This window comes from Methanosarcina sp. UBA289 (assembly GCA_002496565.1).
GTDB lineage: Archaea > Halobacteriota > Methanosarcinia > Methanosarcinales > Methanosarcinaceae > Methanosarcina.
Window position 1 is genome coordinate 81149 of the sequence record DAKJ01000009.1, and the last position, 19329, is coordinate 100477.

Sequence of the window (19329 nt, forward strand, 5' to 3'; positions counted from 1 at the left end):
ACCACAATAGAATTGTAGTTTTCCAGGCGAGGCTTTATTTTGGGTCCTCTGCAACGCGCAGGACAATCTTTCCGCGAGCATGGCCAGTTTCACTCATTTCATGTGCTTTTCTAGCATCGGTTAGAGGAAGCACGGTTGTTACGATAGGCTTGATTTTCTGTTCATCTATTATAGCTGCGATTTGAGCTAGTTCTCTTCCGTCAGCCTGAGTCATGAGCCTATCTGCACGTACTCCGTATTTTTCTGGAACTCCTTCGGGAATGCTAGCTACAGTAGTTACCAGGAATCCGCCGGGCTTTAATACACCCCAGGATCTCTCTAACGTATCTCCTCCTATCGTATCCAGAACAACGTCAAGGCTGCTCACGATTTCTTCAAATCGCTGGTTCCTGTAGTCTATTACCTCATCACAGCCTATACTCTTCAAGAACTCAGCGTTTTTACTCGATGCAGTGCCGATAACGTATGCGCCTTTCCACTTTGCGAACTGGACTGCAAAGGTTCCGACCCCTCCCGCGGCGCCGTGAATAAGCACGGTCTGCCCACGCTCAAGTCCTGCAATATCGAAAAGTGACTGCCAGGCAGCCAGGCCAGCAGTAGGAATAGCAGCACTTTCGATAAACCCGATACTGCTGGGTTTTAGCGCTATCTGTGTAGAACTGACAACCGTATATTCAGCATATCCTCCCTGTCCTGCAGATGCTTTTCCAAAAACTTCGTCTTCAGGCCGGAAGGAATCTACTCCCTGCCCTACCATATCTACAATACCTGCAACATCAGATCCCACAGTCATTGGCAAGGGCAGTTCCATATAACCTCTACGTATCTTCCAATCTATTGGATTGACCCCGGCGGCAACAACTCTAATCCGAACCTCACCCGGTCCTGGCTGGGATTCAGGAATTTCCTCATATTTCAGAACGTCGGGCCCCCCAAACTCATGAATCCTTATCGCTTTCAGAATTTCACCTCAAAAAAGAATATTTAACAAGTTATATCTTATTAATTCCATTTTAGCATGCATAATTCCGTTTTAGCATTCATCTAAATGATTTAGCAAGAACTGTAACGAAAGCAAAATTCGCCATGTGCAGTTGGAAATCCTGTATTTGTGAAGTTATCAAAGGGATCAATAATTCCATCCCTATAAACTCCCCCACTGTTGTTGTTGTGTTTAATTTCTCCTTCTCTTACGCTGTCTGATTGATCTACAGTCGCAGAACTCTTATTCCCTGTTCCGGCGTAAAATTGAGTGTTTAGAGTCTGGAATATAAGAATTAAAATAAATATAAAAGAAAGCATAACTCTCCTCAAATTAACCCCCGCCATTTATATTTTCATTATGCTACTTTAATGTTCCCTTTTTTATAAAACAAAGTATAAATTATTAATCCTTACGCTTTCTAACTATACTTACAAATCTAAAAATTCAAGTGAAGCTAGAATTACAAGATCAATAGGGAAGCAGACTTCTGATTTCGATCTAGACAGATTATGAAGACAGATTATAAAGATAGATTAAATTTAGATTTCTATTTTCCTAATTCCTATTCCTTTGAACGCACTTTCTAACTCTTGAGTTAATTTTTTATAACAGTATAATTTTTTTATGTATGCAATCAGTTCCAAAATTTAGACCGTTTCTGATGAAAAATGCTGTCAATATACGTTATAGTAACAGTTACACCGTCAGGAAAAATAAACCGGATAAGAATGAAAAAGGGTAATATTATTTTGAGCGTTTAGTTTTTTCGTCTTATTTTTTAAGACTGACCTCAAAGTTTGGAGTTACTGGAGCTGTGAGCAATCTATACTATCCAATCTAATTAATCTAACCGATTAACCAGTTAAATTGGCCTAACTAATCTTACCGATCTAACTGATATTAATCAGTTCCCTCGGTTCTGAAACATCCTGCGATACTTTACATAAATTCTTTATATCCGGTTATTAACTCCGAAAATTGCTGCAAAAACAAAACCTCACGTTTTCGTGTAAAATTTAATAAGGGATTTACCATGATGCGCGTAAAAGCAATCTTGAAAAATATTTTTGTAGTAGTTCTCACGCTTCACCTAATGACTGCAGGTAGTGCAGCCGCTAATATAATTTCTGTAAATAACGGTGCTGGTCAAACTACAGATTTCACTACTATCCAGGCTGCTGTATCTGCTGCAAATCCAGGTGATGAAATAGTTGTCAAACCCGGTATTTATGAGGAGAATATTGTAATTAACAAAAGAATATCTATTGTTTCCGAATCTGGAAATTTCTCAGATACTATAGTCCGGGCAGCCGATGTTTCTCAAGATATTTTCGGTGTCTGGGCAAACGGCGTAAGCATTAAAGGTTTTGGCATAAGTGGATCCAACTCCGCAGGCATTCATGTTTTTGAATTTACTGATTGCAGCATTGAAAACAACAAATTGTTCAATAACAGCTGCGGTATTGATCTATATATAATGAGTTCAGGAAACACGCTTGATAATAATGAAATTTCAGACTGTGTGACCGGAATCAGTCTTGGTGGCAGCTTGTACAATAATTTGAGTAATAATCTAATATTAAAATGCAGTAATGGAATTTCACTTTTTGACTCCTCCAATAATATCTTGGAGAATAATACAATATCTCAAAATACAGAGGGTATTTATCTCACAGGAGAATCAAATGGGAATACCCTGATAGGTAATACTATAATTCTCAATAAGAAGTCAGGACTGCACATTTACGAAACTTCAAACAATCTAATTTATAATAACTGTTTCAATAATACGGTAAACGTTGAATCCCAAATGGATTCGGACACAAACTTATGGAATATAACTAAGACCAAGGGTATTAACATTGCTGGGGGACCTTACCTCGGAGGCAATCTCTGGGCAAGACCTGATGGAACTGTATATCCAGAAAAAACCAGGGATGTTGATCTTGACGGAATTATTGATTCGCAGTATAATATAGAAAGCAGCCAGTTCATAGATCATCTTCCTCTCAAAGGAGTAGAGTCAGTAGTGCTTACCGTAAATAACAGTACAGGACCAGTTGCGGATTTTACCTCGATCCAGGATGCAATAGAGAACGCATTGCCAGGTGACACGATCCTTATTTATCCGGGAGTCTATGAAGAAAACATCGACATATACGTAACAAATCTGACCCTTACCTCCGAATCTGCTAGTCGTGGGGACACCATTGTCAAGGCAGCTAGCAGTCTAGATGATATATTCTATATTGTTGCGGACGGAGTGACAATTCATGGGCTGAACATAGTAGGGCCTATAGATTCCTACAGTGCAGGCATCCATCTTAATGGAGTTAAGTACTGCAATATCGAAAGTAACCAACTATCCAACAGCAACAACAACACTATTCAAGATATTTTCAGTGGGAACAGTTCCTCACCTTTCAATAACTCAGGTTCGAATGCAGGATTTGGAATCCGACTTGATTCTTCCAGCAGTAATCTCCTGGGCAATAATACAGTCTCAGGGAACGGAACCTCAATTCTCCTGCGTAATTCCACGGAAAATATGCTTCTTAACAACTCGGCATCCGGCGGCAATCATGGTATCTGGATAGATTCTTCAAGCAATAATACGCTGGATGGAAATATTCTGTCAAACAATAAAGTCGGAGCCTTTCTGAAAACTTCAAGCGGAAATGTACTTAACAACAGTAAGGTCTCAAACAATACAGACTCTGGTATCAATCTGTGGTATTCGGTCGGAAACACGTTAAGCAACTCTACGGCCTCGAAAAACAAGAATTCTATCGTTCTAAGGAATTCCAGTGAAAACCTGCTTAATAATAACACGGTGTCGGATAACGACTACGGAGTCTGGATGTACTCTTCGAGTAACGATAATGAACTGAACGATAACAGGGCATCAAATAACCAGATAGGTATCCACGTGAAAGGATCAAGTGGAAATACGCTTACAGGCAATACTGCATTAAACAGCACCGGATCCGGAATCAGTGTATGGGATTCGGTTGAGAACGCAATAATTAACAATGCAGCCTCGAACAACTATGTCTCGATTTATCTGCAGAATGCCAGCAAAAGTACACTTTTTAGTAACGTGGTATCCGGCAGCAATTACGGGATGTGGATTGCCTTTTCCAGTAACAACAACCTGAGTGATAATAGTGTATCGAATAACAAATTCGGTTTCTATTTGAAAAATTCTAGTGATAATAGGCTGTCAAGTAATCAGGCAAATTCGAATTCCAGGTACGGAATCTATCTAGGTTTCTCAAGGAATAATATCCTGAACAGTAATAAGATCATTTCAAATTCGGAATATGGGCTCTACCAGTGGGATTCGGGAAATAGCTCAATCTATAATAATTATTTCAACAACGCAAAGAATATCTTCCTTCAAGGCTCAAACACAGGTACGAGCTTGAATACAACCCTAACACCGGCAAAGAATATTGTTGATGGGGTTTACCTTGGTGGAAACTTCTGGGCTACCCCAAAGGGAGATGGCTTCAGCCAGACCCATGCGGATGAAAACGGTGACGGCATTTGTGATGTAACTTATGCCGTAAATGTAGAGAGTATAGATTACCTGCCTCTTGCAGGCTCTCGTACCACAAATTAATCTTTAGTGCTGCAAAAGAGATATCCCGACTGTCAGCATATAGACAGCAGGATAACTGGCACGACCGAAAATCAAGGCTGTACAGTTTCCTAATTGCTCTCTGAAGAAACTGTACAGTTTCTCAGGAATTCTTCTTTTTAGCATCCTAGAACAGAACGTCCAGCAGATTTGCTCCCAGACCTTTTCGTAGACAGTCTGACAGCGCGAATTATCCACTAAGCTAATCGGCAAGTATTTAGCTTACCGGATTCCAGAGTAAAAAGCTTAAGTAAAATAGAGAAAACATTTAACAAGATTTCATGACCGAGTTTGAACGCATGCTTGTAAACTCATTTAATGCATACATTGAAGAAAACGGGATAAGAGCTATTTCCTATAGGCTTAAACAGCATAGATTCACTCCGCAATTCCTTGATGTTCTTGTAGATTCTCTTAATCCGGACTTATACCTGGGAATCGAATGCAAAAGCATTTCAGTGGAAAAAGGTGCAAACGCACTTTACTTCTCTCAGCACTTTACCGTAGATAAAAATGGTATTCATCAGATAGAAAGGATTTCGGACTACCTGAATAAATCAGGGAGACGTGGGTTTCTTGCAGTGGAACTTCGCCTGGGACCCGGACATGGCAGGGAAGCATACATGGTTCCCTGGAATGAACTGCAAAAAAAATATTATTCTCAAGACCTCAAACTTACATTGCAGGAGATCCGAAGTTTTCCAGAAATCAAAAGAGAAGGAAAAGACTATAGAGTTGATCCGAGAGAATGGGAAAGAAAATAAGGTTGGGAATAGCACTTAAATTTAGGTAAGTAAAAAGTCATGGAGAAAATAATGTCTGAGACAATGAAAGCACTTCATAAAGAAGCAGCAAAGTGTGCCGAAGAGATTAAAAAGTACAAATCAGTCCACGTTGTATCCCATATTGACGCTGACGGGCTGACTTCTGCAGGAATTATTTGTACTGCACTAGAACGGAGTAATTTTGACTATACAACACGCTTCGTCAAACAGCTTGATGAAAAAGCTCTTGATGCCGTCGCAGATGAAAATCATGATATTGTCATTTTTACAGATTTGGGAAGCGGGATGTGCGAACAGATAGAATCTCGCGGAATTCATGCAGTGATCTCAGACCATCACCAGCCCCAGGGAAACCATAAATTTCACCTGAATCCCCATATCTTTGGAGCAAACGGTTCCTATGAACTGAGCGGCTCGGGAACTACTTACCTGCTGGCTTCAGCACTTGGAAGAAATAAGGATCTCTCCTCACTAGCCATAGTAGGAGCAGTGGGGGATATGCAACATCTAAAAATGGGACAGCTTGTTGGGATCAACAAAGAAATTCTTGAAGAAGGAGTTAAAGAAGGCATTCTCCAGTTCAAAAAGGACCTGGCCCTATTTGGAAAGCAAACCCGCCCTATTTACAAATTGATGCAATATTCTTCAGACCCTTATCTTCCTGGGCTTACAGGAAACGAGGAAGCCTGCATTGAGTTTCTTCATTCCCTTAATATTTCCTTCAGCCAGGATGAACACTGGAGACGCTGGATTGACCTTGAAACCCCGGAAAAGCAGAGAATTGTCTCAGGACTTGTCCAGTACTGCCTGAAATCAGGGATGCCTTCGTATAAGATCGAGCGCCTGATAGGTGAGGTGTATGTCCTTCTAGGAGAAAAAGAAGGTACGGAAATGAGGGACGCTTCCGAGTTTTCTACCCTTCTTAATGCCACTGCACGATACGACCATGCCGAGATAGGACTTGCAGTCTGCATGGGAAACAGAGAAGAAGCTTATGAAGATGCCCGCAAATTGCTTGCTGAACATAGACAGAACCTTGTTAACGGGCTCATATATGTTAAAGAAAATGGAGTCGTCCAGCTTGAAAATATTCAGTATTTCGATGCAGGCTCGGAAATAAAAGAAACTATAGTTGGAATTATTGCAGGCATGAGTTCTACGCTAGTTGAAAATAGAAATCTTCCTATTATTGCTTTTGCAAAAGCCGACGGAGGGATCAAAGTCTCAGCCAGAGGAACGCAGGATCTGATCCGCAGGGGAGTTAACCTTTCAGAAGCAATGTCAGTAATCTCGGCTGAAGTTGGAGGTGCAGGCGGCGGACACGATATCGCAGCAGGAGCAACTATTCCCAACGATAAAAAAGAAGAATTTGCAAGAAAACTGGATCTGTTTATCGGAGAACAAATTCGAAGAAAGGCAAATTCAAAGTAAAGAAGCCAGTTTTCAAAAATATACATAGAGAAACTGAATTGAATAGAAAATAAAAGCTCAATAAAAACGAAGAAATTTTAAAATAAGGTCTACCATTGAGCCTTAAACCAGATCTTCAATCCTGCTCATTTCTTTGAACGGAATTAGCTGTGACATTGCACTTGTATCTATGGCAATCCCATATTCCTGTACAACAGCCATAGGATTTGTACCTCCTATGACGACTATTCCGAGATGGTCTCTCTCGATTGGAACGTCCAGAACCCGTGTATTTGGTTCCCCAACTTCCAGAATTCCACTGAAGCCTGCATCCAGAAGATCAGAAAGACAGCTTTCAATTTCATCTCTTGCAACCATAGGAGCTTCCCTGAGATTTGCAAGAACCTTACCTGAGCCTGTCCTGAGCATTTCAGACACAGAAGTAATACCCTGTGACATCAGGATTTCAAGTGGATCTACAGTCGTACTTACATAGGTCAGCACATCAGTAAAACGCACCGGAATTCCGTTTCGAATCTGAACAACTCCTCCAAGTTTGGGGTTTACAGGAATTCCTGCCTTGAGCAATACTCCGTCTATAGTAATGCTGCATACTGTCCCGATGCCTACCTTTCCCTTTTCAATAGTTAGGTCTCCGATAGATTCTCCCTCGGAAACAATTTTAACATAGGGAGTCACCGAAAGCCCGCTTGAGATTACCATCTTAAAGATCCCAAGCACATCATCCAGATCTTTTTTATCAATAAGAGAGAGATTAAGTATAATATCTCCGTCCATTTTTATAGGGTCAAATGTGGTCCTGTACATGAGATCCTTTATTCTGGACGACGTAAATTGAATACGGTATCCACTTTTTTGCATTTCAAACCTCAAGTAATTGAAGGTATTTATACCTATTATAAGTTATGTATTGGTTACCATAATATATTCTTGGGCCTTTATTATTTATTTCCAAGACTATCACCTGCTCTTAGAATCAGGTTCTACTCTAAGGCAGGAAAGATAAAGAAAAGATTTCTGAGAGAACGGTATGGAAAGATAAAAAATAAAAGTCCAGTCTATTTAAACTGGAAAATAGCCTTATTCTCGAAGCACTCCTGTTAAGAATCCTGTAAAATCCTGAGGAGCAGTCAAGAATCTCAGTTTTTCAATTCTATGTACTAGCTCATACATACTTTCTCCAGAGCTAAGTCCTATTTCATTGTGTTCAAGTGGTTTAAGGTGACGGATATGTGGGATATTTCTATAAAGGGGATTTTTGACAAAACCATCTTTAAGCAGGAAATAAGAAGCTCCGGAAAGTCTTTTAATAGGCTCATAAACCGAAGAAAAGTCGCGGCAAACCCAGTTTGCCATTTCAAGAGTTTTATCGGAAGCGTTTATGGTCACATGCCCGTATCCAGGGGGAACAAGCACTAAATCTCCTTTTTCTGCTGTTATGACTACAACATCCAGAACGAGATCTTCCTCTCCGGTTTTCACTTTTTGTAGAAGATAAGTAGCAGAACCTTCAAGTACCTGATAAATTTCAGGATAGTAGATGTTTGTTCCTGGAACACGCGGATGGTAATGACCTACAGTTTTAATATATTCCGATCCAAGCATTGCGGGAGGAATTACAGTGATGTCATATCTCAGGTGATGAGCTTTAATTGTTTCAAGTTCAGAATCGTTTTTCGCAAGGTCCCGGAACATGTAGTACACATCGCGATTTCGTACCTCTGTTTCTTCAAACCACTCCCTATCAAACACTACGTCTTCCATATCATGGAGTTTTCGGACGTCTGCCATTGTGACTTTATCCCCGAACTTCATTGTAACTTCCATTGAATTCCCCTTTCCTACCAGAGCATATAGTTATTCGAATTACAAACAATAAATTGAAATTAAACGCGCCAATACATTACCAAGCTAGACTATCAGAAACAGTACTAAAAGTATAATAAACTAACTGATGTTGATATTATTGGAGCCTGATTTTTTTACTTTTTGTTATTCTGAACCTGAGAGGTTATACCTATTAGATATTCAAAGCTTTCTCAACCATTTTAGGGTAGGTGAGCTCTATAATAGTTTTCAGATTAACTGTATCTTCTATGTTATATTTAATAAGTGTATTCAGAGCTTCACGATCTCCTTTCTCATATTTTTTCCAGAGCCTTACGGCATCAAATCCTGTTATTCCCTCGGTACCATCGCTTCGGGTGATCCCGAGAAGCTTTTCAATGTTTTTTAAACCTCCATTATACCCTATTCGCCTTAAAGGATACATAAGGTCTATGTGGAGCTGATTGAACTCAATTTCTGGAAATTCGGATTTTATGAAAGGTAAATCAAAACGAGCGCCATTGAAGGATACAAGTAGCCTGTATTTTGAGAACTCTTCTACAATGTCATCAAGATTAATATCTTTTATATACGTCTTTGATTCTTTTCCATCATAGATTCCAACAATGGTTATTTTATCCCGAGATTTAGAGAGGCCCGTTGTTTCAATATCTACAAATGCGGCAGAATCGGAAAATAAAGAATAGGCTCTCCAGTGTTCTGCAGAAGGAAGGCATTGTGAAAAAAAACAGTAATCTTTTGCTGCCAAGTGTTCAGAAGATTTTCTTACCTCCTCACAAATTCTGGCCTTTCGCGATGAAGGTATGGAGATCCTATCTTCCATCTCAAGAAATTCTTTCCAGGTGTGTATACCTTGAGCCCAGATTTTTTTTTCAAGGCTCTTTCCTACACCTGGAATATGAATGTATGTATTATTCAGCATGTTTCCCCTGAACCATTTGGGGATAATATTTAATAAAAATACTGCATGAAATCAGTATTCTAAAGAGAAAAACAACAAATTCAAGAACTAATATAGTATAAAGTGCGAACACAGAGACTAATAATAGTATCTGTAGCTGACCGGTAATAAAGAACCATACTACAGAACAAATTTTTAAATATTGAAGTTCCAAAATTAGTCTAAATAAATTGTTTAATACAGGTGTCAGTTAATGACTAAAATTTCCGTGATTGGTGCAGGGAATGTAGGGGCGACTACAGTCCAACGGCTAGCTGAACTTGAGCTTGGCGAAATTGTCATGACAGATATTGTGGAAGGGCTGCCGCAAGGAAAAGCCCTTGACCTTATACAAGCAGGGGCAATAAAAGGTTATGACACGCCAATACTTGGGACTAATGATTATGCAGATATTGCAGACTCTGATCTTGTAATTATTACAGCAGGGATTGCAAGAAAACCCGGAATGACTCGGGAAGATCTGATTAAAACAAATTCGAAAATAATATCTGAAGTTTCTAGGAACATTGCAAAGCATGCTCCAGAATCCATAGTAATTAATGTCACAAATCCGCTTGACATTATAACCTACATAGCTATGAAAGCAACTGGTTTTGAGACAAAGAAAGTATTCGGGATGAGCGGGGTTCTGGATTCGGGACGTTTTGAAAGTTTTATTGCAGAAGAACTAAAGTGCTCGAAAAAAGATGTACAGGCGATGGTTATAGGAGGACACGGGGATCTAATGGTACCTCTTCCTCAATATACAACAGTATCAGGAGTTCCGCTCACAAACCTGCTTCCAGAGGACAAAATTGCCAGAATGGTAGAGAGGACAGTAAATGGAGGAGCCGAGATTGTAGAGCTCCTTAAACAGGGCAGTGCTTTTTATGCCCCATCGGCGGCTATTGTCTCAATGGCTGAAGCTGTGATTAAAGACTCAAAGAGAATTCTGCCTGCTTCGGCTTACCTTGAAGGGCAGTACGGACAGGAAGGCATTTACTTCGGTGTACCTGTAAAGCTTGGAGCATCCGGAGTCGAAGAAATCCTTGAACTCAAGCTCGATGAAAGCCAGTACGATATACTCAGGAAATCCTCAGAATCTATTCGAAATGTCATTTCAAAGCTGGAAATATAAAAGAGAAAACTGGAATAAGAGATTTGAGATTCAAAATGGTTAGATTAGAGTAAAAAGAAAGGTTATAAAACGATAAAGAGTTCTGCTCACAGGTAATTCAGAAATTACTTGTGATTTACCTGTGAACAAGAAAATTATCAAAAGATATCATTCTCAATGTGGGACAGCTATAGGAAAGCAGTAAATAAGCTGTAAATAAGCTGTATACTTTGATAAATAAGAGCAAAAGCAGCTTAACACACATTTAGAACTCCCTCTTCTTAACTCAAACTTTGAACAAAAATTAAAAAACAAGACTATTTTTACCTCTCGCTAGTTTAAATAAGAAGATTTATTATAATAAAACTGAGATTCCATTTTTACCTGGAAATGTGAGATAAAACTGCAATAATATAATCGGCAAAACTGTAAGATATATAAGTATGTTTTTCATATAAGGTTAGGAGAAAGATTTAAATTAATTTACAAAGCAGGGATATAATGCGCGCAGAACTTACATCACTTTTTGGTTTAAATATATACACAAACGCTGGTGTTTATGTAGGGAAGTTGCAAGACTTCGTGATTGATATAGAAGATCAGAAAATTACCGGGCTTGCAATTTCGGATATTAATAGGGAACTTTTTGACCTGACTAGCAGAGGCATAATTATTCCATACCGATGGGTTATAACGGCAGCAGATATCATTATAGTAAGAGACGTTATCCAGAGATACAAAAAGAGAAAAGAAGATTAAACAAATCTGAAAGGGTACATGAAAGACCGGGAAATTTATGCTGAGATGCGCTGTATTCCTCCGGTGGTTGTGCGCGCGGACGGCAGGAATTTTAAAAATACACTTAGGGGCTTGGGCTTTGGAAAACCCTATGACCAAAATTTCGCCAGGGCGATGGCGAATACTGCAGAGCTTTTTATTAAGAAAAGTGGTTTAAGCCCTCTCTTTGCCTATACTTTTTCGGATGAAATTAGTTTTCTTTTTATGGAACTTCCCTTTGAGGGAAGAGTAGAAAAAATTGATTCTGTCACCGCAAGCTTTCTGGGAAGTGCACTTATGATAAATCTGCAGCTTGAAAGCCCTATAGCTTTTGATTCCAGAATAGTAGCTCTTCAAAAAGAAGAGATTCCTGCGTATTTTCACTGGAGGCAGCTTGAAGCCTGGCGCAATTTTGTGGCAGCCTGGGGATATTATACCCTGAGGAATGAAGGAATTGATAAGATTGAGGCTTCAAAATATCTCAGAGGAAAAAAAGAATGGGAGATCCATGAAATGCTTTTTGAGAGAGGAATCAATCTTACAATGCTTCCTGCCTGGCAAAGGAGGGGAGTCATTATTTCAAAAGAAGAATACGAAATCTCTGGCTTTAATCCTGTACTTGACAAAGAGACAAAATCTCTGCGCAGAAAGGTCGTTCAAAACTGGGAAATCCCGAATTTTAAATCCGAAGAAGGTATGATGTTTTTACAGAAACTTATTAATATGAATTAAGGGTTTGAGAATAAGAAAATAAAAGGAACGTAGAGGCAATGGACAGACTCGAACTTATAAAAAGAAATGTTCAGGAAATCGTAACTGAAGGAGAACTTGAAGAGCTTCTTAATAAAAAAGAAACTCCCCGTGCCTATGTTGGATACGAGCCTAGCGGAAAAATCCATATGGGGCACGTTCTCACAGTAAATAAACTAATTGATCTTCAAAAAGCCGGATTTAAAATTACTGTCTTGCTTGCGGACGTGCACGCTTATCTCAATCGGAAAGGCACACTGGAAGAAGTCCGAAAGATTGCAGACTATAACAGGCGCTGCTTTATTGCCCTCGGGCTTGATGAAGAGAAAACCGATTTCGTTTATGGGTCTGACTATCAGCTTGGAGCAGAGTACATGTTAAATGTTCTCAAACTTTCAAGGGCAGTAACTCTGAACAGGGCTCGCAGGAGCATGGATGAAGTAGGGCGTGCTATGGATGATCCAACCGTTTCTCAGATGGTATATCCACTGATGCAGGCTATTGATATTGCCATGCTTGGAGTTGATGTTGCAGTTGGAGGCATTGACCAGAGAAAAATTCATATGCTTGCCCGTGAAAATTTAAAGAACCTCGAATTTGAAACTCCAATCTGCATTCACACGCCAATCCTCTTAGGATTAGATGGAACCAAGATGGCTTCATCAAAGGAGAATTTTATTTCGGTGGATGACACTGAAGAAGAAATTTATAGGAAATTTAAGAAAGCTTACTGCAAGATAGGAGACAAGGAAGAAAACCCGATTCTTGCCCTTTTCCGCTATCATATATTTCCCAGATACGAAACTGTTGTCATAGAGAGACCTGAGAAATTTGGTGGAAATATAACATACACGAGTTACGAAGAAATGGAAAATGCTTTTGTAGCAGAGAGTGTCCATCCAATGGACCTGAAAAATTCAGCCGCAAAGTATATAAATGAGATATTGGACCCTGTCCGAAAAGTTCTGCTCTAAGTTTTGAGATGGCCGAGCTCTCCTCGGCCACTTCAGAGAAAAAAATAGATGCATAGGGTTTATTTCCAGAGTATATGTTCAAAATATGAGAACATATCCACATAAGATTTGTTGCTTAAAAGAAGAGACTTTTTTAGAAAAGGATAAAGCCTCTGGATAAAACGTTATATAGCTAAAGGTCATAGAATATTTTAAGGGTTGCTTAGCTATTCAGGGTGCTTTTATGAAATACATTTACCAGGACTCTACGGAACTGCCTATACAGCGGGATTTCATTGAGGATCTGAAAACTTTTTTAGATATAACTTCTCGAGTAATCCCTCTGGAAAATTCCATAATAGAGATAAAGTGCAAGCAGAAAGAAACTCTTCATGAATTGAAGAGCAGAATAAAAGGAATGAATAATTTTGAAGAGAAACTTGAGACTTTACTCAGAAAATTGGTAAATGAAGTTGATATAGAGGATGTCATACCCTGTACTAACGCTGTCCTGCAAAACTGCAGTGAGAATATAGGGAAAAGAAGAGAAATCCTCAAAGCCGAGTGCACAAAGATAGAAAATGAGACTCCTGATAAATATAGAAAATTTGAAGAAAAAATACTTGAGGTTCTTAGCAGTTTTTTAATCTCAGGGGTTTACGGAGCTGAAAAGAGATTTGAACTTTCAAGCAGTACAAACGGCATTTCAGGAGAGATGGAAGGCTGGGTTTCGGGTTTGCAGTACCATTACAAGCTTGGTTTTACAGAAGAAAACCTGACAGTAGAAAAACTGCTTGGAGGCTTAATACTGCCAGGGCGGACGCGGGCAGGCATCCTGCGAAAAGAAGAAAAAATAAAAATGCAGAACCTTTCCGAATTTATTGTAACTTACCTGGAATATGATACTCAGAAAAACGTACGTATAGGTATAGAAAACAAAAAAGCAAACCGAAAATTCAGGATAGAAGGCGGTGATCACAGGTATTTTGTATATGAAGACGACAAAGAAATCACCGCTGATAAAGAGCTTGGGGCTTTTGTTGATATGGGAAGCCTGGAAAAAACTCCTGAAAAAGTTCAGGCCTATTTCAGGGCAAATATTCGCACTTATACCCTTTCAAAAGTCCTCCTTGATGAAGAGGATGCCATTTCCACGAATCAGATCTTCGACTGCCTGAAAGTGATTGCCGAGCAGTATGGAGTAATCGTTCAGGAGTGCCTGGCAAAAGGACATAATAAAGAAGAGATAACCATTAAAATGGAAGAAGCTGATGGCACACGGACTGAAAAGTATATAACAAGATCTGAAATCTACACTCAACTTGCAGAGGTTGGAAGTGAAGGTATCGAGATTGCAGGGATACTTGGCGTTGATAGCAGAACTCAAATCAAAGACAAAAAATATTTTATTGTTTAAAATTTTCTTGAATTTTATTTTTTTGAAATTTAAGTACTATTTTAAGAGTTAGATCAAATTTTAAATTTTGATAATATAATTCTCTTTTTACTATTTCTTTATCAATTTTACATTGCAATATTTAGCATTTCGGGATTTTTATTTAAAAATTAGACCGAAATGTCTCAAAAATAGAAATATTGTTATAAAAATTTACATATTTATATAAAAATTTATATATTTATATAAAAATATGATGACCTAATCTCGAAGATGAAGAGCATAAATGAAAAATTCTGAATAAAAAATAGAAATCTAATTATAGAGAACTACCGTAGGGAGTGGAATAATAAAGTCTTGCATCTGGAGAATAAACTTTAATATAGAAAGAATATGATAGATTAAATTTTTTATACTTATAAAATAATTTTAGGAAAAATATAAATCAAGAGAATTGAGACCTTTCGACAAGACATAAAAATTTTAGACAACAAGGATTTTGTGTGGAGCAAAAATTTTCAGGACCTGTACAGACGTACCGGGAATTTCGGTTTACGGATGTAGGGTGGAGGCCTATAAAAATGAAAGCTAATTTTTTTAGTTCTGTAATTTCTGTATTAGTTATAATGTTAATAATTTCTGGGATGATCCCAGGCATGGCATTTGCTGCAGATGAAGAGGGAACGGATCCCGGCGATTCTACTAGTGATCTGATAATTGAGGATATTTCATGTGATCCAGGGAATCCAGAATTAGGAGAACCCGTAAATGTTGCAATAAAAGTAACAAACCAGGGAACTGAAGTCTCAGAGCCAACAGAAGCAGTGTGCAAAATAGGAGACGAAGATCTGAAAAATATACCAATACAGGAGATAAAGCCAAAAGACAGCTTAATAGTCTCATTTACTTGGACTCCGAAAAAAGAGGGTACAGTAGATATAAAGGCAACGTTGGAAGATAGCGAGAGAACGATTCAAGTAGTAGTGGGGAAAGAAAAGTCTGCAAATCTAATAATAGAAAGCCTTTCCATTGATCCAGAAAATCCTAAATCTAATAGCGAAGTAACCGTTAATGCATTGGTTAAGAATGTGGGAACTGCAGCCTCGGAGCCAACAGAATTAACGTACGAAATCGGAGAACTAGATCCCAAAACGGAAAAAGTAGATAAAATAGATTCGGAAGCTAGCTCGTCAATCTCATTTAAGTGGACTCCAGATAAAGAAGGCACAGTAAACATAAAAGCAAAAGTTGAAGATAGCGAAAAAACGATTCAAGTGGTAGTGGCGAAAGAGAAATCTTCGAACCTCGCAATAAAAAGCCTATCCATTAACCCTGAAAATCCAAAGACTAATAGCGAAGTAACCGTTAGTGCATCGGTTAAGAATGAGGGAACTGAAGTTTCAGAGCCAACGAACATAATATTTACAATAAATGGAGACGAAAAAAAAGAAGTAGTGTCTGAAATAGAGGCTGGGTCCGAACAATCAATTTCTCACAAATGGACAACTTCTGACAAGGAAGAAACTGTAACAATAAAGGCAGCTTTAGAAAACGTAGAGAATAGTGAGAAGGAAATTACTGTAGAAACTATAGGGGAGCCCACAGAGGATCCTCTTCCGGATCTGATAATTGAAGACTTATATCCAGAGTCATCAACACAACCTGAAGCCGGAAAACCTTTTAACTTTACTGTGAAAATAAAGAATGGGGGAACGGCAACCGCCAGTAGTAGTACTGCAAAATACAGTTTTAACGGAACTTCAGAAGGTGAAATTTCTATCCCTGAACTTTCAGCAGGGTCAAGTACAAGTGCAGGATTTTCTTTTACCCCTGTAAATGAAGAAAACATAAATGTACTCGTGGTTGCAGATTCAGGGAATACTGTTAACGAAAGTAATGAAGAAAATAACGAAATGTCAAAAGTAATAAACATAAAAAATGAGCTTCCGGACCTAAAAATAGAGTCGATTTCTATGAGTCCTGAAGAGCCGCATCCAGGGGAGAATATAACATTTACTGTAACAGTGAAGAATGACGGTTATGCAGCGGCTGGAAGTAGTGAAATTAATTATTATATCAAGGGAAACAATGAAGATTATAAGGGAGTTACATCAGTACCAGCCCTTGCAGCAGGGGAGTCTGGAGTAGGCACTTTTTTCTGGACTCCTGGAAATCAAGGGCAAATAGAAATAAAAACCGTCATAGATCCCGGAAATGCCGTCTCCGAAAGTGATGAAACCAATAATGAACTCAAAAAAACAGAAACCGTATATGAAGAGATGGTTTCAAGCAGTGATGGAGGAAACGAAAGTTCCGAGTCCTCCAGCAGCAGTTCAGGAGGTGGAAAATCCAGTTCCTCCAGCGGTGGTTCAGGAGGAGCAATCGTCTCTAAAGAACCAGCAAGCAATGTAGATGCTAAGGAGCTTTCCACCAAAAACGTTCTAAGTGGTTATCACGTCAAGTTTGATTTTCTGGAAAATGCCACATGCATTGCATATATCGCATTTGATCCAATAAAGACATTAAAGAAGACAACGACAACTGTAGAAATGCTTAAAGATAAATCTGTTTTTGTCTTAGAAGTCCCTCCAGGGAAGATATATAAGTATGTGAATATCTGGGTAGGAAATCATGGAGCAGGAGTTGCCGATTATTTTGAAAATGGAGTTATAGAATTCAAAGTCGAAAAGGACTGGCTTGAAGAAAATAATATTAAGCAGTCACAGATAACTCTTCAATGGTACAATGAAGGCTGGCAGCCTCTGGATACCGAAAAAGTAAAAGAAGATACGAATTATGTTTATTTTAAATCAGAAACACCTGGCTTTTCCTGCTTTGCAATAACCAAATATACAGATGACAAAAACGTATCTGAAACCAGTGGGCAAGAAGAAGAGGGAGTTCTGACAAACTTGGATGATGAAGCAAAAACGGATGTCCACAATGTAAGCTCAGAAAAGAGTAGCAAAATCAAAAACCCAATGGGAAAGGCCAAAATACTTATGGCAATCTCTTTGCCCCTGTTCTTGATTCTTGTAGAATACTTTGTAATGAGGAAAAAGATTTGAAAAACTTTTTCTTCAGAATTTATTTTTTATTAAGTACTATTTTTAGAAACAGATTACTTTTCTAACTTCTCATTAGAGCAAAGTTACCGTCAAACTGCCCCTTTTTCAGCCAGAACAGCCCCGATTACCGAGCCAATTATACCTATCACAGCGGTATGAGCTACGATGACCATAGTAATTATAAATGCAGAGGCAGCGACGAATCCACCAAGAATAGGAGCGTCTCTGAGTAACGATCCAAAAAATCCCCCTAGAAGAAAACCCGGAATAATCATGAAAACGGTCATCAGAACTCCAGTCTTAAGCCCTCCTCCAGAGCCTCCGTCTGCATAATAGCCTCCTAAAAGGCCTCCCAGTAAAGGAGCTATGGAATTCACAAATGGAATAAAATAGAAAATAAAAGTGCATACCATACCTATCAGTGCGCCACCCAAAACTCTAGCTATTATTTTCACCCCCAATAACCAAGTAAGCACAAATCATAGTTATTATAATAACATTGATTTAATTATTCATAAATATATAGTTGATAATTAAATAATTTATTAAAGGTATTTAGCTAATTTATTTTAGATATTTAAGTAATTCATTTTTAAAGGAAGAATTAGTACTTTCCGGATTTTTATGCTTACTACCGAAATTAAGAACAAAACTCGAATAGTCATTTTTAAGCTTCAACCCCAGAAGGAAGAAGGCAAGCACGAAAGAAATACTGTTTGCAACGATCAGAGCTGGATCTTTTACTATGATACCGTGAAACATCCAGAGAAGCATACCTGAAGTAGAGCAAAGCAACATCATAAGAGACACGTCTTTTGTAGACTTAGTAGTCAAAGCTCTTAGAAGCTGTGGAGCAAAAGCTACAGTTGTAAGCGCACCTGCAACATAACCGATCATGGGGATTTCACTTCCCGAATTTAGTTGGGAGCACGATACCCTTTTAACTACCCGAGTTTCCTCTCTAGAGAATGGTGCCCTTTTCGTTCCGCTCAAAAGGGTTGAATTATATGAAGATAATGAGCTGAGCTAAAAAAGGCTAAAGCTCCCAATTTAATAAAATAAAGAACGCCAACACATTAATAAGTTATTATTATAGTTAGGAGTTACGAGAGAAACAGGAAGTTATGGGTTACGAAAAAAACAGAACCCTGATATAAGTGTATTCCCTAAAACTCTAAGGGGATATGGTTATGATGGAAGATTGCCTTTTTTGCAAGATAATAGCGGGGAAAATTCCTTCAGAAAAGATCTATGAAGATGATGCCGTTTTTGCATTTTTAGATGTTTTTCCAGCGAGTGAAGGGCATACTCTAGTGGCTCCTAAAAAGCACTTCATCAGGTTTACGGATATGGATGCGGAAAGTATTGCTTCGCTTTTTGAGGCTGTAAGGAAGATTACAGCTGCAATCGAGAAGGCATTTTCGGCAGAGGGATCAAATATTGGAATCAATAATGGAAAAGTTGCCGGACAAGAGGTTCCCCATGTACATGTACACGTAATTCCTAGGAAAAAAGGAGACGGCGGGAGAGGAATAAAATCAATAGTATGGACTGAGCCTGATACTACCAATCTGAAAGAAATCGCAGAAAAAATCAGGAGAGCGCTCTGAAAAGAAAGACGATTCAGGATAAGAAA

At 38.7% G+C, this 19329-nt stretch carries 18 protein-coding genes; 10 read left to right on the top strand and 8 right to left on the bottom strand.

The genetic code is table 11. The annotated features are described in order from the left end of the window. Positions 1–34 precede the first annotated feature (34 nt). Positions 35–964, bottom strand: a complete 930-nt coding sequence (locus tag BP549_RS03185) for an NADP-dependent oxidoreductase (protein ID WP_349682330.1) — start codon at positions 962–964, stop codon at positions 35–37. Between the two features lie 89 nt (positions 965–1053). After that, the gene (locus BP549_RS03190) at positions 1054–1329 is read right to left on the bottom strand and encodes a hypothetical protein (protein ID WP_292378086.1); all 276 of its coding nucleotides are present in this window, start codon (positions 1327–1329) and stop codon (positions 1054–1056) included. A 689-nt stretch (positions 1330–2018) separates the two neighbouring features. Here BP549_RS03190 and BP549_RS03195 point away from each other — a divergent pair. Then, positions 2019–4610 carry a right-handed parallel beta-helix repeat-containing protein gene (locus BP549_RS03195; RefSeq protein ID WP_292378088.1) on the top strand — a complete coding sequence of 864 codons (2592 nt, stop codon included), beginning with the start codon at positions 2019–2021 and terminating at the stop codon, positions 4608–4610. A gap of 3 nt (positions 4611–4613) precedes the next feature. Here BP549_RS03195 and BP549_RS03200 read toward each other — a convergent pair whose 3' ends face one another. Then, positions 4614–4841 carry a hypothetical protein gene (locus tag BP549_RS03200; RefSeq protein WP_292378090.1) on the bottom strand — a complete coding sequence of 76 codons (228 nt, stop codon included), beginning with the start codon at positions 4839–4841 and terminating at the stop codon, positions 4614–4616. Positions 4842–4909: 68 nt separating this feature from the next. Between BP549_RS03200 and BP549_RS03205 the strand changes: the two genes are divergently transcribed. After that, positions 4910–5392, top strand: a complete 483-nt coding sequence (locus tag BP549_RS03205) for a hypothetical protein (RefSeq protein ID WP_292371760.1) — start codon at positions 4910–4912, stop codon at positions 5390–5392. A gap of 51 nt (positions 5393–5443) precedes the next feature. Beyond that, positions 5444–6844: a single-stranded-DNA-specific exonuclease RecJ gene (locus BP549_RS03210; protein WP_292378091.1), complete on the top strand. Its 1401-nt coding sequence runs from the start codon at positions 5444–5446 to the stop codon at positions 6842–6844. A gap of 102 nt (positions 6845–6946) precedes the next feature. On the opposite strand, the gene nrpRII is transcribed toward BP549_RS03210, so the two are convergent. The 3 genes from nrpRII to BP549_RS03225 all read right to left on the bottom strand — a co-directional run bounded on the left by nrpRII (position 6947) and on the right by BP549_RS03225 (position 9614). Next, entirely contained in the window at positions 6947–7705 is a 759-nt protein-coding gene (nrpRII, locus tag BP549_RS03215; protein WP_292371764.1) for a global nitrogen regulator NrpRII, read from the bottom strand. 219 nt (positions 7706–7924) lie between these two features. Further along, on the bottom strand, positions 7925–8671 hold the full coding sequence (locus BP549_RS03220; RefSeq protein ID WP_292371765.1) for a glucose-6-phosphate isomerase family protein: 747 nt from the start codon (positions 8669–8671) through the stop codon (positions 7925–7927). A 193-nt stretch (positions 8672–8864) separates the two neighbouring features. Continuing rightward, complete coding sequence (locus tag BP549_RS03225) at positions 8865–9614, bottom strand: ribonuclease H-like domain-containing protein (RefSeq protein WP_292371766.1); 750 nt, start codon at positions 9612–9614, stop codon at positions 8865–8867. Between the two features lie 232 nt (positions 9615–9846). On the opposite strand from BP549_RS03225, the gene mdh reads away from it, so the two are divergent. The 6 genes from mdh (at position 9847) to BP549_RS03255 (ending at position 17693) form a co-directional block, all read left to right on the top strand. Then, positions 9847–10770, top strand: a complete 924-nt coding sequence (mdh, locus tag BP549_RS03230; RefSeq protein ID WP_292371767.1) for a malate dehydrogenase — start codon at positions 9847–9849, stop codon at positions 10768–10770. Positions 10771–11250: 480 nt separating this feature from the next. Then, positions 11251–11508 carry a PRC-barrel domain-containing protein gene (locus tag BP549_RS03235; RefSeq protein WP_292371768.1) on the top strand — a complete coding sequence of 86 codons (258 nt, stop codon included), beginning with the start codon at positions 11251–11253 and terminating at the stop codon, positions 11506–11508. An 18-nt stretch (positions 11509–11526) separates the two neighbouring features. Beyond that, on the top strand, positions 11527–12258 hold the full coding sequence (locus BP549_RS03240) for a tRNA(His) guanylyltransferase Thg1 family protein (RefSeq protein WP_292371769.1): 732 nt from the start codon (positions 11527–11529) through the stop codon (positions 12256–12258). A 38-nt stretch (positions 12259–12296) separates the two neighbouring features. After that, entirely contained in the window at positions 12297–13250 is a 954-nt protein-coding gene (locus BP549_RS03245) for a tyrosine--tRNA ligase (RefSeq protein ID WP_292371771.1), read from the top strand. A gap of 223 nt (positions 13251–13473) precedes the next feature. Beyond that, a complete protein-coding gene (locus tag BP549_RS03250) occupies positions 13474–14646 on the top strand; it encodes a chromosome segregation ATPase (RefSeq protein ID WP_292378092.1) in 1173 nt (390 codons plus the stop codon). 560 nt (positions 14647–15206) lie between these two features. Beyond that, positions 15207–17693, top strand: a complete 2487-nt coding sequence (locus BP549_RS03255; protein ID WP_292378095.1) for a CARDB domain-containing protein — start codon at positions 15207–15209, stop codon at positions 17691–17693. Between the two features lie 89 nt (positions 17694–17782). Here the strand turns inward: BP549_RS03255 and BP549_RS03260 are convergent, their stop codons facing one another. Next, on the bottom strand, positions 17783–18169 hold the full coding sequence (locus tag BP549_RS03260) for a DUF5518 domain-containing protein (protein ID WP_292378098.1): 387 nt from the start codon (positions 18167–18169) through the stop codon (positions 17783–17785). An 88-nt stretch (positions 18170–18257) separates the two neighbouring features. Further along, complete coding sequence (locus tag BP549_RS03265) at positions 18258–18590, bottom strand: SemiSWEET family sugar transporter (protein WP_292371779.1); 333 nt, start codon at positions 18588–18590, stop codon at positions 18258–18260. A gap of 293 nt (positions 18591–18883) precedes the next feature. Between BP549_RS03265 and BP549_RS03270 the strand changes: the two genes are divergently transcribed. After that, positions 18884–19303: an HIT family protein gene (locus BP549_RS03270; RefSeq protein WP_292371781.1), complete on the top strand. Its 420-nt coding sequence runs from the start codon at positions 18884–18886 to the stop codon at positions 19301–19303. The last annotated feature ends 26 nt before the right edge of the window (positions 19304–19329 follow it).

What these genes read in the sequence shown, in the direction of transcription:
- BP549_RS03210 (WP_292378091.1), top strand. Translation starts at nt 5,444, where the DNA reads ATGTCTGAGACAATGAAAGCACTTCATAAAGAAGCAGCAAAGTGTGCC.
- nrpRII (WP_292371764.1), bottom strand. Translation starts at nt 7,705, where the DNA reads ATGCAAAAAAGTGGATACCGTATTCAATTTACGTCGTCCAGAATAAAG.
- BP549_RS03235 (WP_292371768.1), top strand. Translation starts at nt 11,251, where the DNA reads ATGCGCGCAGAACTTACATCACTTTTTGGTTTAAATATATACACAAAC.
- BP549_RS03240 (WP_292371769.1), top strand. Translation starts at nt 11,527, where the DNA reads ATGAAAGACCGGGAAATTTATGCTGAGATGCGCTGTATTCCTCCGGTG.
- BP549_RS03225 (WP_292371766.1), bottom strand. Translation starts at nt 9,614, where the DNA reads ATGCTGAATAATACATACATTCATATTCCAGGTGTAGGAAAGAGCCTT.
- BP549_RS03205 (WP_292371760.1), top strand. Translation starts at nt 4,910, where the DNA reads ATGACCGAGTTTGAACGCATGCTTGTAAACTCATTTAATGCATACATT.
- BP549_RS03270 (WP_292371781.1), top strand. Translation starts at nt 18,884, where the DNA reads ATGATGGAAGATTGCCTTTTTTGCAAGATAATAGCGGGGAAAATTCCT.
- BP549_RS03190 (WP_292378086.1), bottom strand. Translation starts at nt 1,329, where the DNA reads ATGGCGGGGGTTAATTTGAGGAGAGTTATGCTTTCTTTTATATTTATT.
- BP549_RS03195 (WP_292378088.1), top strand. Translation starts at nt 2,019, where the DNA reads ATGATGCGCGTAAAAGCAATCTTGAAAAATATTTTTGTAGTAGTTCTC.
- BP549_RS03245 (WP_292371771.1), top strand. Translation starts at nt 12,297, where the DNA reads ATGGACAGACTCGAACTTATAAAAAGAAATGTTCAGGAAATCGTAACT.
- BP549_RS03255 (WP_292378095.1), top strand. Translation starts at nt 15,207, where the DNA reads ATGAAAGCTAATTTTTTTAGTTCTGTAATTTCTGTATTAGTTATAATG.
- BP549_RS03220 (WP_292371765.1), bottom strand. Translation starts at nt 8,671, where the DNA reads ATGGAAGTTACAATGAAGTTCGGGGATAAAGTCACAATGGCAGACGTC.
- BP549_RS03250 (WP_292378092.1), top strand. Translation starts at nt 13,474, where the DNA reads ATGAAATACATTTACCAGGACTCTACGGAACTGCCTATACAGCGGGAT.
- BP549_RS03265 (WP_292371779.1), bottom strand. Translation starts at nt 18,590, where the DNA reads ATGATCGGTTATGTTGCAGGTGCGCTTACAACTGTAGCTTTTGCTCCA.
- mdh (WP_292371767.1), top strand. Translation starts at nt 9,847, where the DNA reads ATGACTAAAATTTCCGTGATTGGTGCAGGGAATGTAGGGGCGACTACA.